The sequence below is a fragment of the Halalkalibacterium ligniniphilum genome, from assembly GCF_000334155.1.
GTDB classification, from domain to species: Bacteria; Bacillota; Bacilli; order Bacillales; family Bacillaceae_D; genus Halalkalibacterium; species Halalkalibacterium ligniniphilum.
In genome coordinates this window covers 1-14403 of the sequence record NZ_ANNK01000007.1, presented here as the reverse complement: position 1 = coordinate 14403, position 14403 = coordinate 1, and the positions used below count along the sequence as shown (strand labels likewise).

Annotated in this window: 16 protein-coding genes; 6 read left to right on the top strand and 10 right to left on the bottom strand. The window is 41.7% G+C overall.

Annotated features, from left to right (window positions below; translation table 11 throughout):
- Positions 1–4: 4 nt before the first annotated feature.
- The 7 genes from BLT_RS0100785 to BLT_RS0100755 all read right to left on the bottom strand — a co-directional run bounded on the left by BLT_RS0100785 (position 5) and on the right by BLT_RS0100755 (position 6877).
- On the bottom strand, positions 5–799 hold the full coding sequence (locus BLT_RS0100785) for an IclR family transcriptional regulator (RefSeq protein WP_017725933.1): 795 nt from the start codon (positions 797–799) through the stop codon (positions 5–7).
- A 20-nt stretch (positions 800–819) separates the two neighbouring features.
- Complete coding sequence (locus BLT_RS0100780) at positions 820–1797, bottom strand: ABC transporter ATP-binding protein (protein ID WP_017725932.1); 978 nt, start codon at positions 1795–1797, stop codon at positions 820–822.
- Positions 1794–2780, bottom strand: coding sequence for an ABC transporter ATP-binding protein (locus BLT_RS0100775; RefSeq protein WP_017725931.1), 987 nt, complete (start codon positions 2778–2780; stop codon positions 1794–1796). The genes BLT_RS0100780 and BLT_RS0100775 overlap by 4 nt, the downstream gene beginning before the upstream one ends.
- 263 nt (positions 2781–3043) lie before the next feature.
- Positions 3044–3547, bottom strand: a complete 504-nt coding sequence (locus BLT_RS0100770) for a YwgA family protein (RefSeq protein WP_017725930.1) — start codon at positions 3545–3547, stop codon at positions 3044–3046.
- A 13-nt stretch (positions 3548–3560) separates the two neighbouring features.
- Complete coding sequence (locus BLT_RS0100765; RefSeq protein ID WP_017725929.1) at positions 3561–4859, bottom strand: HD domain-containing protein; 1299 nt, start codon at positions 4857–4859, stop codon at positions 3561–3563.
- A gap of 293 nt (positions 4860–5152) precedes the next feature.
- The gene (locus BLT_RS0100760; RefSeq protein WP_017725927.1) at positions 5153–6388 is read right to left on the bottom strand and encodes a dicarboxylate/amino acid:cation symporter; all 1236 of its coding nucleotides are present in this window, start codon (positions 6386–6388) and stop codon (positions 5153–5155) included.
- 267 nt (positions 6389–6655) lie between these two features.
- Positions 6656–6877 carry a DUF1450 domain-containing protein gene (locus BLT_RS0100755; protein WP_017725926.1) on the bottom strand — a complete coding sequence of 74 codons (222 nt, stop codon included), beginning with the start codon at positions 6875–6877 and terminating at the stop codon, positions 6656–6658.
- Positions 6878–7061: 184 nt separating this feature from the next.
- Between BLT_RS0100755 and BLT_RS0100750 the strand changes: the two genes are divergently transcribed.
- Positions 7062–7898, top strand: a complete 837-nt coding sequence (locus BLT_RS0100750; RefSeq protein WP_017725925.1) for a lipoate--protein ligase family protein — start codon at positions 7062–7064, stop codon at positions 7896–7898.
- 35 nt (positions 7899–7933) lie between these two features.
- On the opposite strand, the gene pta is transcribed toward BLT_RS0100750, so the two are convergent.
- Entirely contained in the window at positions 7934–8923 is a 990-nt protein-coding gene (gene pta / locus BLT_RS0100745; RefSeq protein ID WP_017725924.1) for a phosphate acetyltransferase, read from the bottom strand.
- 295 nt (positions 8924–9218) lie between these two features.
- Here pta and BLT_RS0100740 point away from each other — a divergent pair, with 295 nt between their 5' ends.
- The 4 genes from BLT_RS0100740 to gerQ all read left to right on the top strand — a co-directional run bounded on the left by BLT_RS0100740 (position 9219) and on the right by gerQ (position 12266).
- Positions 9219–9965, top strand: coding sequence for an enoyl-CoA hydratase/isomerase family protein (locus tag BLT_RS0100740; protein ID WP_017725923.1), 747 nt, complete (start codon positions 9219–9221; stop codon positions 9963–9965).
- 264 nt (positions 9966–10229) lie between these two features.
- Positions 10230–10979 (top strand): hydrogen peroxide-dependent heme synthase, encoded by a 750-nt coding sequence (gene hemQ / locus BLT_RS0100735; RefSeq protein WP_017725922.1) that lies wholly within the window; start codon positions 10230–10232, stop codon positions 10977–10979.
- 220 nt (positions 10980–11199) lie between these two features.
- Positions 11200–11631, top strand: a complete 432-nt coding sequence (locus tag BLT_RS0100730) for a cell wall hydrolase (RefSeq protein WP_017725921.1) — start codon at positions 11200–11202, stop codon at positions 11629–11631.
- Between the two features lie 80 nt (positions 11632–11711).
- Positions 11712–12266 carry a spore coat protein GerQ gene (gene gerQ, locus BLT_RS0100725; RefSeq protein WP_017725920.1) on the top strand — a complete coding sequence of 185 codons (555 nt, stop codon included), beginning with the start codon at positions 11712–11714 and terminating at the stop codon, positions 12264–12266.
- Between the two features lie 190 nt (positions 12267–12456).
- Here the strand turns inward: gerQ and BLT_RS0100720 are convergent, their stop codons facing one another.
- Complete coding sequence (locus tag BLT_RS0100720) at positions 12457–12831, bottom strand: DUF423 domain-containing protein (protein WP_017725919.1); 375 nt, start codon at positions 12829–12831, stop codon at positions 12457–12459.
- A 331-nt stretch (positions 12832–13162) separates the two neighbouring features.
- Between BLT_RS0100720 and BLT_RS0100715 the strand changes: the two genes are divergently transcribed.
- Positions 13163–13783 carry a GNAT family N-acetyltransferase gene (locus tag BLT_RS0100715; protein ID WP_017725918.1) on the top strand — a complete coding sequence of 207 codons (621 nt, stop codon included), beginning with the start codon at positions 13163–13165 and terminating at the stop codon, positions 13781–13783.
- Here BLT_RS0100715 and BLT_RS0100710 read toward each other — a convergent pair.
- A complete protein-coding gene (locus BLT_RS0100710) occupies positions 13780–14070 on the bottom strand; it encodes a YwdI family protein (protein WP_017725916.1) in 291 nt (96 codons plus the stop codon). The two genes, BLT_RS0100715 and BLT_RS0100710, sit on opposite strands and share 4 nt — an antisense overlap.
- Positions 14071–14403 lie beyond the last annotated feature (333 nt).

Below are 14403 nucleotides of genomic sequence, written 5' to 3'. Positions count from 1 at the left end.
ATTTTTATTTAAATGGATACGGCTTGATAAAACCTAGCTCCTTTGAAATTTCAGAGCAAGCCTTCCACATTTCACGTACAATCCCCATATCAACCGTTGATCTTGAACTAAGTCGTCCCGCAAAGCTACCAACACTAAGAGCCCCTACTATTTTGCCACTCTGATTAAAAATAGGTGTGCCGATCGCTTCTGTGTTATCGGCTAGTTCCGATAAACTATAGGTATATCCATTTTGGCGGGCCTCTCGAATCGTTTCCCAAATTTCCCCTTTATCTATTGAGGTTTGGTCAGTCACCTTCATGAGAGGACGGGATAATATTTCCCTAATCTCTTCATCGCTCATGAACGATAACAAAATCCTCGGGCATGCTCCTGCATAAAGTGGCGCTCTTCTTCCAACACTTGTGTACAAGCGGACGGGTCGGTTTGATTCAACTTTTTCAATATAAACAGCTTCCTGCCCCTCCGGAATAACGAGCTGTATAGATTCACTAAGTTCATGACAAAGTTTTTTCATATACGGAAGTGCAATGTTCCGTATATCAATTTGTCTAGCAGCTATCTCACCGAGCCTTAAACATCGAAGCCCTAGTTGAAAAGCTTCACTAGAAGTAGTGGCGCTCTTACTAGTCAGTGTGACTTTCTTAACGAAGCCATGCTCTTCCATTGTCTTTAATAGCCTATAAGTTGTCGCTTTCGGAATGTTCGCTCTTTTAGAAAGCTCATCTAATGTAATATCATTTTCTTCCCCGTCAAAAAGTGTTAATAAATAAAGAGCTTTAGCTAATGTTTTACTCATCTTTACGCCTCGTTTTCATCTTATTGATAGAGATGGCAGGCAACAAAACGTCCCTTTTTCACTTCTTGAAACTTTGGTTTTTCAACTTTACATATGTCCATACAATCTGTGCATCTTGTATGGAAAACACACCCTGAAGGTGGATTTGATGGACTTGGCACACTTCCTTTTAGGATAATTCGTTCGCGCTTTTCTTTTAAACTAGGTGTTGGTACAGCTGATAAAAGGGCCTTTGTATAAGGATGCAAAGGCTCCTCGTACAAGTCAGTCTTATTGGAGAGCTCTATCATATTTCCTAAATACATAACTCCAATTCTGTCACATAAATGTTTAACAACGCTTAAGTCATGAGAAATAAAAACGTATGTAAGTCCATACTCGCGTTGAAGTTCCTTCATTAAATTTAATACTTGGGATTGAACGGATACATCTAGGGCAGAAACCGGTTCATCTGCGATAATAAGCTTTGGCTGGACGGATAAGGCACGTGCAATGCCAATTCGCTGCCGTTGTCCTCCACTAAACTCATGAGGATAACGATTTACATATTCTGGTTTCAAACCAACTCTCTCCATTAATTTCCGGACTTCTATTTTCCTCTCTTTTTCATCATGAATATCAAAAATATTCATAGGCTCTTCAATGGTTTTACTAATTTTCATACGCGGATTTAACGAAGCAAAAGGGTCCTGAAAAACAATTTGCAAATCTTTTCTTTTTTTCCTCATCTCTTTTGTTGACAAGTTTGCTAAATCTACTCCATCAAAAAGGACTTGACCTTCTGTAGGCTCCAAGAGACGGAGAATAGCCCGTCCAGTTGTAGATTTTCCGCAGCCTGATTCTCCAACAATTCCAAATGTTTCTCCTTGGTAAACTGAAAACGAAACATCTTCAACTGCTTTTACATGCTTAAGTACTTTCTTTCCAAAGATGCCTCCTTTAATCGGGAAATACTTTTTCAAGCCTTTAACTTCTAGCAAAACGTTTTTTTCACTCATTGCACTCCCCCTGACTCACTAGGTTCATTCAACCAACATCGCGATTTCGTATTAGGACCAAGCACAAACAATTCAGGTACCTTTTCAAAACAACGATCAAGAACGTAAGGGCAACGCTCTGCAAAACGACATCCTTTTGGCATTTCACCAGGGCTTGGAACTGTTCCAGGGATAGACGTTAAAGTTTCTTGTTCTTCTTCCATATTAGGCACAGATGCTAGAAGCCCTTCCGTATAAGGATGATGAGGCTTTGTAAAGAGCTGCTCGATTGTGCACTCTTCAACAACCTGTCCAGCATACATAACAACGACACGATCACACATTTCTGCTACTACACCAAGATCGTGAGTAATTAAAATAATGGACATACCTAACTTTTTTTGAAGATCCTTCATAAGCTCTAGGATTTGTGCCTGAATTGTGACATCAAGTGCTGTTGTCGGCTCATCTGCAATAAGCACTTCTGGATTACAAGACATGGCAAGGGCAATCATGACCCGTTGTCGCATCCCCCCTGAAAGCTGATGCGGATATTCATTAATTACTTCTTCAGGCCGTGGTATTCCAACAAGCTTTAGCATCTCTAACGCATGAGCTTTTGCCTCTTTTTTTGATACTTTACGGTGATTCAATATGAGCTCTATTATTTGTTTACCAATGTTATAAACAGGATTCAGCGAGGTCATTGGCTCTTGAAAGATCATTGCAATTTCTTTTCCTCGAACAGATCGAAGCTGTTTTTTACTCATTCCTACTAATTCTCGGTCTTTTAACTTAATGCTGCCTTTCGTAACCTTTGCAATAGGGGGTAGTAAACCCATAATCGACATCGACGTCACACTTTTCCCACAACCAGATTCTCCAACGATTCCTAGCGTTTCACCCTTGTCAACTCTGAAGTTCACATTATCGATAACCGTTACATCACGACTATCAGTTCTAAAGGCAATCTGCAAATCCTTGATTTCAATAATTGAATTCAAATTTCAAATCTCCTTATATTTTTCATAATTCGAAACCAACATTTCATTAATAATATTCTAATTAAATTAAAAATTCAATTAAAATAAGGAAAATTACTTAAAAAAAATGAAAAATATGGGCAGAATATCTGACACTCTTTTAATTTTTAATAAATTTAGACTCAATCGTCCGTGTTATGGACTTTTGAGTCAGTTTATAACAGAGAGATTATTTCCCTGTAACCAAAAACAAGCCCACTCCAACTTGGAATGGGCTTGTCCTTTTAATGCTGTCTTTCTTTTAATCTAGCAATATAAGCTAATGCCTCTTCAATGTCGCTCTCACTGTAGTTTTGCTTTCGTTTTAGCGTAAATACTTTCTCTTTTACATCTTCTTGAGGAAGTTCTTCAAAATAAAGCAAGGTGGAGACAAGCTCTAAAAAACGAGAGCTTTGCTCGTTCATGTCACGGACAAGTTCCTTCACTTCCGGAAGATCAAACTCATAAAACTGTAAAAACCTCTTCCCTTCTTCTGAAAGGGAATAACGATATTGATAATAATTTCCTTTGTCTTCTTTTATTTCAAGTAAAAAGCCAAGATTGCAAAGCTCCTCAATCCGCAACGTCAACTCTTCAGAATAAGGACCGAACATATGGAACTTATACCGTTCAGAGAATGGAACGTTTAATTTTTTCGCAATGTAGACGATTTTTTGCAGCTTTTTTCGACCTACAACTTCTTCTGCTTGCAGGAACAGTGCCATCAATTTTGCATGCTCTTTCAGCAACCCCTTCTCCCCCTTACTTCATCAATAGTTTCCGTATTTCTCGTTTCGTCTCTTTATGCTCACGCTCGTCCTCTAAACAGTCGAGTGGAAAGTACAGCTTATGGTCCGTTCGTTTTTTCCCTGAGATGGCTTCAACGACCTCAGACTCTCGAGAGAGCTCCCTTAGCTTTCCGTTCGGCATCACAAGGTGAATGGGCAGCCGCTCCTCCTCTTCCCCTGGTCGATAAAAATCATAGGGAAGATCAGACGAGGAATCGACCACTAAATAATAGTCAGGATTTAAATCGGCCTGTAAAAACAATTGTCTTAAGCGTGGCCAGTCATTCATTTGTAAGTTCGGATTAAATTCGACATATTTAAACAAACGTCTATTTAGGAATCTTACACAAAGATCACGCAAAATGCGATCCTCTTCTTCCTGCCAAATTTGAAAATAATACATGGTTATCGACTCATCTAGTCGCAAATAATCAGCTAAGCTTACATTTCCACTAAAAAAGGAATAAAAATGCTCCGGTTTCTGTTTGAACGTATATCCTTGTTCATAAAGCTCTTTCGCCCGCTTAAAAATTTGACTCAAAATCACTTCTGCGCTTCGCGTTACTGGATGGAAATACACTTGCCAGTACATTTGATACCGGCTCATAATGTAATCTTCAACAGCATGCATGCCGCTTTGTTTAATCACAACCTGATCTTCCATCGGCCGCATGACACGCAAAATTCGCTCCATATCAAAATGTCCGTAGCTCACACCTGTATAGTAAGCATCCCGTTGCAAATAATCCATGCGATCAGCATCAATTTGACTTGAAATAATGCTCGTGACAAGCTTGTTGGAGTACGTTTTTTCAATCACATCAGCAACATTTTTTGGGAAGCTCGGTTCTACACGTGCAAGCACTCGGTTTATTTCTGTATCACCTAGAATAATTTCACGTGTCCATTCCTCATGATCAGTATGAAACACTTTCTCAAACGAGTGGGAAAAGGGGCCATGGCCTAAGTCATGAAGCAAGGCCGCTGATAGGGCAAGCAAGCGTTCCTCCTCATTCCAGTGAGGTCGCCCTTTAAATACTTCGAGAATGCGTCTTGTAATCTCATACACCCCTAAGGAATGATTAAAACGAGTATGTTCCGCCCCGTGAAACGTAAGGAAGGTCGTACCAAGCTGGCGAACACGGCGCAAGCGCTGAAATTCTTTCGTTCCGATCAACTCCCAAATCAGTTCATCACGAACATGAATGTAGCGGTGAACCGGATCTTTGAATACTTTTTCTTCATCTAATTTGCCGTAATACGGTTTGGTCATGACATTCCCTCTCATTCGGTCCAATTCATACCACTATTATATCGAATAAATGAAGCAAATCCTATGATACCTAGTAAAATATTGACGATGCATCGATTCCCGCTTACCTTGAAAATAAACAATCCCACAAAAACCTTCATGAGCGGAGGCGCTTCTTCGTTTCATCAACTTGAACTGAAGCTCCGTCCCCTTTTCCACAAAAATAAGCAGCTAAAAGAAGCTGCTTATTTCAAAGTATTAATCCAAATCATACAATCTCAACAAAAGCTAAATATTACATTATCCATTTAATTTTACGCTTTTGAAGGTTCACTTGCTTCAGACTTGCCGCCTTCAGTGCGCTCTACATAGACAGCACATGCTGCATCCCCTGTAATATTCACTGTTGTACGGAGCATATCGAGAATACGATCAACAGCAAGAACGAGAGCAATTCCTTCCACAGGTAAACCAACTGATTGAAGAACCATTGCGAGCATGATCATTCCAACCCCTGGTACACCTGCAGTCCCAATACTTGCAAGCGTTGCTGTTAGAATAACTGTAAGCAAATCACCCATTGTTAATTGCTCAGCATAGACTTGGGCAATAAATACGGTCGCGACTGCTTGCATAATCGCCGTCCCATCCATATTAATGGTTGCGCCAAGTGGCTGCACAAAGCCTGAAATTTGTTTTGAAACACCAAGGTTTTCCTGAGCTGCTTTCATCGATACAGGCAGTGTTGCATTACTACTTGAGGTACTAAACGCAACGGTCATCGCAGGGAAGAAGCCTTTAAAGAATTTAAGCGGGCTCATTTTCCCTAAGAAATAAACAGCCCCAGAGTAAACAACTCCAGTATGAATAATAAGTCCGAGAACGACACAGATCATGTACATTCCCATGGAAGATAACGCTTCTATTCCTTGCTTCCCTAAGGCTGAAGCAATCAGAGCAAAGGCACCATATGGAGCGAGCTTCATAGCGAGCGTTACTAAAAACATCATGATTTCATTCCCTTGGTCCATTAGTTTAAGGACACCACTCATTCTTTCACCAAGCATAGCTATAGCAAATCCAACAAGTACTGCAAACGTAATAATTTGTAGCATATCCCCTGACGCAAGGGCATCGACAGGATTCGTCGGGATAATGTTTAACAACGTCTCCATCACTGGAGGTGGCTCTTGAGCCTCGAATCCTTGATCTCCTTGCGCCATTAACCCTTCTTGTCCTGGTCGAATAATTAGGGCTAGTGCAAGAGCAATAATAAGAGCAAGTGCCGTCGTAACTAAAAAGAATCCTACCGTTTTTGTCCCAATGCGACCAAGCTTTTTCGGATCACCCAAACCAGCTGTTCCAAGGACAATCGAAAAGAAGACAAGAGGTACTACAAGCATGGTTATAGCCTTTAAGAAAAGTTGACCAAGAGGTGTGAAAAAATACGTATCAACGGGTACAAATAAATTAGGCGCAAGAATGTTAAAGCCTAAACCAACAGCTACCCCTAAGACTAGTGCAATAATAATTTGTTTCGTCAAGTTCATCGACATCTCTCCTTCTACGTTGTAGTTCTTTGGTACTTGTTGAAGTTGCCAAATGCCCATTAACTGCTCTTACACATCAACACGCAACCAATTATTTATTTAAAGCCTCAACAAAAGAAGAAAAACAAAAGTAAAGACTTTTACCCTTTTAAAAGGAAGTAAAACTAATTTTAACAAAATCCCTCTTTTGAATCAGCAATAAAAATGATCGAAATGTGAAAACTGACTCACAAAGGCTAATCCTCCCTTCATGAGTCAGTTTGACTTTTATTTTAACTTTTTCATAATTTTATCTATTAGCTGATCTTCATCAGGCGCTGAGACTGGTCGATTATTTACAAAGGTAAATGATTTTTTACGACCAGGCCCACAATACGATTGACAACGAATGTCAATGGCCGCATCCGGGTCCAGCTTTTTCAGACGAGGAAGCAGCGTTTTTATGTTGGTCGCTTGGCACTCATCACAAATACGAAATTCATTTGCCATCGTTTTCCCTGTCCTTTCTACATTTTTTCACTCTATAATAAACACATGTTAATTAAGTTCTTTTAACAGACCATCCTTTAGTATATCATATTTCTACTATAACGCAATCTGGAAATCCTGGTGGGTGGCAACTGAATCCGTGCTATAATAACGTCAATGATAAAGTCGAGGTGTGTAAACTGCGATGAATGAACGATTCGACCAATATTTGCAACAGCCATGGCGATTTATTGATCATACAACGCTCGGCCCCTTATTTAACGCACTTGAATCCTTTGCCTATGATGATACCTTTTGTACGATGATCGGACAGGAAAATGGGTCAGCCACGCTTCGTGCATGGGTTCATCATCATACGGTTGTTCTCGGGATTCAAGATAGTCGTTTGCCTGATATTGATGAGGGCTTACGTTACTTACAAAGTCAGGGCCAACAGGTAATCATCCGAAATTCAGGCGGCCTTGCTGTAGTTCTTGATGAAGACGTATTAAATCTTTCCCTTATTGTAAAGGAGAAAAAGGGCTTTACGATCGATGAAGGGTACGAGCTTATGTACAATTTGATCAAACAAATGTTTTCTTCTTTTAATCAGCAAATTGAAGCAAGAGAAATTGTCGGCTCCTATTGCCCAGGAAGCTATGATTTAAGCATTGGCGGGAAAAAATTTGCCGGAATTTCACAGCGGCGCATGCGTGGTGGTGTCGCTGTTCAAATTTATTTATGTGTGAGGGGAAGCGGCGCAAAGCGAGCAGAGATGATTCGACGCTTTTATGAGCTTTCTGTAAATGGGAAGGAGCCGAAATTCGCCTATCCGCAAATCGTCCCTGAAACGATGGCCTCCTTGTCAGAGCTTTTACAGCAGCCACTGACCGTTCAAGACGTCATGGCCTGCGCTTTGAGTACGATGAAGATGGCTGGAGCAGACCTTCACACAGCACCTCTATCCGAACACGAACAGGGGCTCTTTCTCCAGCATATTGAGCGGATGAAAAGTCGAAATGAAAAGATTATCACAATGTAAAAAAACGAGGTGGTTGCAACCACCTCGTTATCAATTTAAATTGTCACCCTTTGGTTAATGGATTGCATAGCGGTAATGAGAGAAAGCTTATAGACATCAGCAGCATTACATCCGCGCGAGAGGTCATTGACTGGCTTGTTCAATCCTTGAAGGATCGGACCAATCGCATCATACCCACCGAGACGCTGTGCAATTTTGTAGCCAAGATTACCTGATTCTAAGCTTGGAAAAATAAAGACATTCGCTTCTCCTTTTAAAGGTGAATCTGGTGCTTTTTTCTGTGCAACAGCTGGCACAAACGCTGCGTCAAATTGGAACTCCCCATCAATGACGAGATCAGGTCGTAGCTGTTGCGCAAGCTTTGTTGCTTCAGCTACTTTCTTTGTTTCGATCGATGAAGCCGATCCTTTCGTGGAAAAGCTAAGCATGGCTACCTTGGGCTCTAGCCCAAATACTTTTGCCGTTTCTGCCGTTGCAATCGCAATCTCCGCTAATTCTTCACTATTTGGCGCAATGTTAATGGCACAATCACCGAAAACGAACTTTTGATTGTCTTTTACCATCACAAACACACCGGATGTTTTTTTAATACCTGGTTGCGTTTTGATGATTTGCAAGGCAGGTCGAACCGTATCTCCTGTTGAGTGCGCTGCTCCACTTACTAGACCATCCGCAATTCCCATGTATACAAGCATCGTGCCGAAATAATTAACATCAAGCAATTTTTCTCGTGCGGTTTCTTCTGTTTCTTTTCCTTTTCTTCTTTCGACAAAGGCAGAAACCATATCATCAAACGCATCATACGTCTTAGGGTCTAAAATTGTAACTTGCCCAAGGTTAAGATTTAGCTCTTCTGCTCTCCCTTGAACTTCAGCGACATTCCCAACAAGGATAGGCTTCACCACTTCGTCCTTAGCCAAGTTTGCCGCAGCTTCTAAAACTCGCTCGTCCGTTCCTTCAGGTAACACAATCGTTGGCTGGTGGCGCTTCACTTGTTCTTGAATGTCACGAAAAAGATCACTCACGTTTTAATTCCTCCTAGTTTGATCAATTAATCACATATCAAGAATACTCCTCTTCCAAAGAAAAATAAACCATTCTGCTCAAGAACGTAAAAGTAGAAATATTGTAAACAATTGTTCTTTTTTACACCATGATATCTTATGTTATTCCCTATTATTCTTGTTCGAAACAGGAATTACACATAGAATAACCAAAGGATTTTTCGAATATGTATCGAAGTACTTATGGTATGGGATTGAATGTTAGAGCGCAACCACATCATGATAAGTTCTTACATTAAAAAGGAGCGTGAAGCCATTGTCAAACGAAATCGTTCAATACGAGGTGAACGAAAATATTGCCACCATTACATTAAATCGCCCCGAAGTAAAAAATGCATTAAATGAGGCAATGCATGAAGCGCTTTTTACTGCATTTGATCAAGCAAACCTTGATGATAACGTCCATGTGATCGTCCTGCAAGGAAGCGGCGATTCCTTTTGTGCAGGGGCCGATCTAAAGAGCATACCTCTCGATAAGCTTGAACAATTTGATTATGGTCACTACTTACGAGAGACATACAACCGCCTTATCCTTCAGATGGTCAACATTCAAAAGCCAATTGTCGCCTACATAAATGGAATTGCTGTTGGAGCTGGCCTTAGCATCGCTCTTGCTTGCGATTACCGCGTTGCAGCATATGACGCAAGGCTTGGGCTTGGCTTTTTAAAAATTGGTCTCGTTCCAGATGCAGGAGCATCCTACTTTCTACCTCGACTCATTGGTTTTGGAAAAGCGATGGAACTGGCGCTTGGGGACCCAATTGCGGCGGAGGAAGCCTACCGCATTAACCTCATCAACAAAATTGGCTCTCCTGATGAGCTCGTCAATCAGCTCCTTCATACACCGCTTGAGGCTTTTGGTTTAATGAAGCAAACGTTTAGAGACAGCTTTGAGCACAGCCTTGCTGAAGTACTTGAAATGGAAGTGGCAACCCAACGACAAGCTGGTGAGACAAAGGAGCATCGTGCGGCCATTGAAAAATTTGTGAAAAAATCACCCTAATATACGGATCTTATTCATGGAGAAGGCTGGTCTTTTGTTATTAGACCTGCCTTCTTTTCTGTGGAAAAGGGGACGGAGCTTCCGTACAAGCAAGCTATGAAGGACTTGGCAAAAAGCCTAGTTTTGTTTATCAACATATTACGAAATAGCGACACGTTCGCCATCTTACTTTTTCCGCCTTTTCAACTTATGGTATAGTTACGTAGTAGAGATTTATACGATTGAACGAGCGCCTTTTCAGGCAACATAAAGGAGTGTTAACAAATGAATGAAGCTGCTAAAACATTAGACGGCTGGTATTGCTTACATGACTTCCGTACGATTAACTGGCCAGCATTAAAAGCCCTTTCTACAGAAGAGCGACAACAGGTGCTAAACGAATTTCTTGCTCTCATTGAAAAGTGGACAGTGACAGAGGCTAACAACGAAGGTAGTCATGCGATCTATTCGATTGTCGGTCAAAAAGCTGACATCATGATGATGCTTTTGCGCCCAACCATGGAAGAGCTTAATGAAATTGAAACAGCCTTCAACAAAACACGATTTGCTGAATTCACGATCCCGACGTATTCTTACGTGTCCGTAGTTGAGCTAAGTAACTATATGGCTGGAGATGATGGTAGCGATCCTTATGAAAACCCTCATGTCCGTGCCCGTCTGTATCCAACCTTGCCAAAGGCTAATCATGTCTGCTTCTACCCAATGGATAAGCGCCGAGAAGGAAATGATAACTGGTATATGCTTCCAATGAGCGAACGCCGCGAGCTTATGCGCAGTCATGGACTTATCGGCCGAAGCTACGCTGGCAAGGTAAAGCAAATTATTACTGGTTCTGTTGGCTTTGATGATTGGGAATGGGGCGTCACACTATTTGCGGATGACGTGCTTCAATTTAAAAAGCTTGTCTATGAAATGCGCTTTGATGAAGTCTCCGCTCGCTACGGTGAGTTTGGCTCCTTCTATGTGGGCAACATTCTTACACCTGAGACGATCCCTCAATATTTCTACGTATAAGAGCAATAGCGACAAGCTGGAGGAAATCCAGCTTGTTTTTTTGTTACCTTTCTCCTCTTGTGAAGTTCCCTTCTTTTCCTCCAAAAAATTGGAATAGTGCACTTTCCTCTATCATATCGTGAACTAACTGCTTATTTTCATGTTTCACATGTTTATCTATTTTATGAGATACAAACAGCTCTCACCACGAGCGTACTTGCTTAGAGAAGGAGGTGTTTGATTGGCTGTTATAAAAACGTCATCTAGTGATGTTGAGTTATTAGCCAGACTCATGCGTGCAGAGGCAGAAGGAGATGGAGAGATCGGGATGCTATGTGCTGGAAATGTCATGGTCAATCGTGTTCGTGCAAGCTGTCTAGATTTTACTGACATTCGAACAGTTGAACAAATGGTCTTTCAATCACCTGGCGGCTTTGAAGCCGTACAAAAAGGATATTTTTACCAAAGAGCAAGAGAACAGGAAAAGCGCCTTGCTCAAAAGCTAATTAATGGAGAACGCTATCACCCTGCCGAGTTTGCCCTTTGGTTCTTCAGACCTGATGGCGACTGCCCTGCCCAATGGTTTGGACAATGGAATACTGGTCGCTATAAATCTCACTGCTTTTTTGCGCCTCTCGCTTCTGTTTGCCCGTCTGTATATGGTACGTACTAGGCCATAAAAGCGAGTTATCTTCACAACTTTTTCAAAATCAACAAGTGGCTTAACCACTTTAAGAAAAGGAGCGAACAAACATGAGTGAAGAACCGAAAAATCAAAAAAACAGTCAGCAGCCATATGGACAGCAACAACCGAAATATGGTTACGGGTACCGCTACAGTGGTCAAACGGGTCAAATGTATCCACAGCATATGATGCCTAGCCAAGCAGCGCAAATCCCTCAAATTTCGCAAACGCAACAACAGCCTTACCCTCAAGCTCAGGTGCAAAGCTATCCAGTGCCAGGCTTTGTACAGCAACAAATGGCACAGCAATCTATGATGCCTCAAATGTCAGGGTTGATGCCGTTAGAGCAATCGTATATTGAAAACATTTTACGGCGCAATCGAGGCAAGCGAGCTACTGTCTACATGACATTCGAGAATAACGACCGATGGAATGCAATGGTCTTTAGTGGTCGAGTGGAGGAAGCCGGACGTGATCACATTATCCTTAGCGACCCTGAAACCGGACAATACTATATTCTTCTCATGGTTAATCTTGATTACATTGTCTTTGATGAACCACTCGAATATGAGTATCCGTTTCCTACTGGAATCTCTCCAACTGCCCAATATCCTCCCCGTTAAGGGATAAGAAGTATTCTCAGTGGTTTGCTCTCCTTACCCGGAAAGGAAACAAGTTCATAAAATGAGTCTGTGTCCCATTTAATGATTTAGATGGTAGAGATGAACAAACTTCTTTGCTCCTTAACCTGTAGCGAAGACCCTTTCCAAAAAAACAAAGAGCAGCGTCAAAAACGCTGCTCTTTGTTGCTATTTAAAGTCCTCGCATTACTGAAACCAGTAGCAGGATCCATCCAGCAATAAATGCTAACCCCCCAATGGGCGTTATCGCACCAAGCTTCGTTACCCCTGTTAGAGCCATCGTGTACAGGCTTCCTGAAAACAAAAGAATCCCAATAAGAAAACTCCAGCCCGCTCCATTAAGCAAGCTTGATGGTGCCATTTTTAACGCGACAACACCGACAAGCAATAAGCCGATTCCATGAATCATATGATACTGAACACCCGTTTGATAATTTTTCATCATCCGTTCTGATAAACGAGGCTCTAATCCATGTGCACCAAAGGCCCCAATTACAACAGACAATGCCATCACAATACTTCCTATGATCAAAAACAATTTCGCCATAAGAATTCTCCTTTTCTAATCTAATCCCCTTTTTAGCATACCATAGACAAGGATATGAAGAAACCTGTATGAACAGTTTGCCCTTCTCACACGAATGAACACGAGCTCATCAGGCCATTCTGTGCATTGATGTGAGCGGAAGGGCTTCGTTATTTCATCAGCTTGAACGGATGCCATCCTCTTTTCGCAGGAGAAAGGAGCACTAAATTCCGTGAAAAAAAACGGCGGATTTTGTATACTTTAACAAACATGCTTCGCATACAGTCCTCGAAGGTTTCGAAAAAAAAAAAACAAAAGATCATACATTGCTGAAAAACGAAAGGAGAAACAAATGAAAAACGTGATCGTTCGCCCTTATACGCTTGATGATTTTGAAGGCTTACTTGCCGTTCAAAAAGAGGCCTTCCCACCACCGTTCCCTGAAGAGCTTTGGTGGAGCCGTGAGCAAATTGCTGCACATGTTGAGACGTTTCCCGAAGGAGCTATGCTTGCTGAAATTGATGGTGTTGTTGTTGGCTCAGCAACCTCTCTCATCATTCAATACGACGGCAAGCCTCACACATGGGAAGAGATAGCAGATGGCGGATACATTAAGAAGAGCCATCAACCTGACGGAGATAGCCTTTATGGAATTGATGTTTGTGTACGCCCAAGCTACCGTGGTCAAGGGATTGCCCGCGCCCTTTATGAAGCGAGAAAAGATCTTGTTAAAAGACTTGGATTAACGAGATTCTTAGCAGGTTGCCGGATTCCTGATTACCATCATTTTGCCCATAAAATGACAGCAGAAGACTATGTAAAAGCGGTCAATAAAGGAGAAAAAACAGACCTTGTTCTCACGTTTATGATCAAACAAGGCTTAACCCCTCTGCAAGTCCTGGAAAACTACGTAGATGATGATGAATCACTAAATCATGCAGTGCTCGTGGAGTGGAAAAATCCTGATCGCTAAAAGTCCAGGAGGCTTCCTCCCTGGTCCCCTTCATTTTTTTCTGTCTTGGGAGACGTGGGAGGGAGCACAGACTTGCTAAAGTATGACTGTGCCATCACCGCCTGATGTGATTGCACTCCAGCTGGTGGTTTATCTTCATTTGAGCTATCGATAAATAAGTTACAATATCCCTTGAGCACCGCAGCATGCTCTTTCACTTGACGTTCATCGCCTGCTTTCATTGACAGTTTTAAACGTTCAAGCTGGACTTCCATTTGCCGAATCACGGAATCTCCTGAAATATTCACAGCTATCACCTCATTATGGCATCATTTTCTCCTAGCATAGCATTTGAGAAACATACCTGCCACCCAGTTCCTTTAACTCCTTTTTCTCTACAGATACATTCATGAACGGCTCGCTCTTCCCACTCGGATGAAAATGAGTTCCGCCGATCATTCTGTGCACCATTTCAGGTCAAGGCAGTGTGAGCGGAAGCCCTTCTTCGTTTTAGCTTGCTTGCACGGAAGCTCCGTCCCCTTTTCCACTCAAATCCGCATGGACTGCTCATTCTTACCACAAGGATGAAAACAAATTCGTCTAGTAACGCTGTGTAACCTTTCAATCAAGGGGTGTGAGCG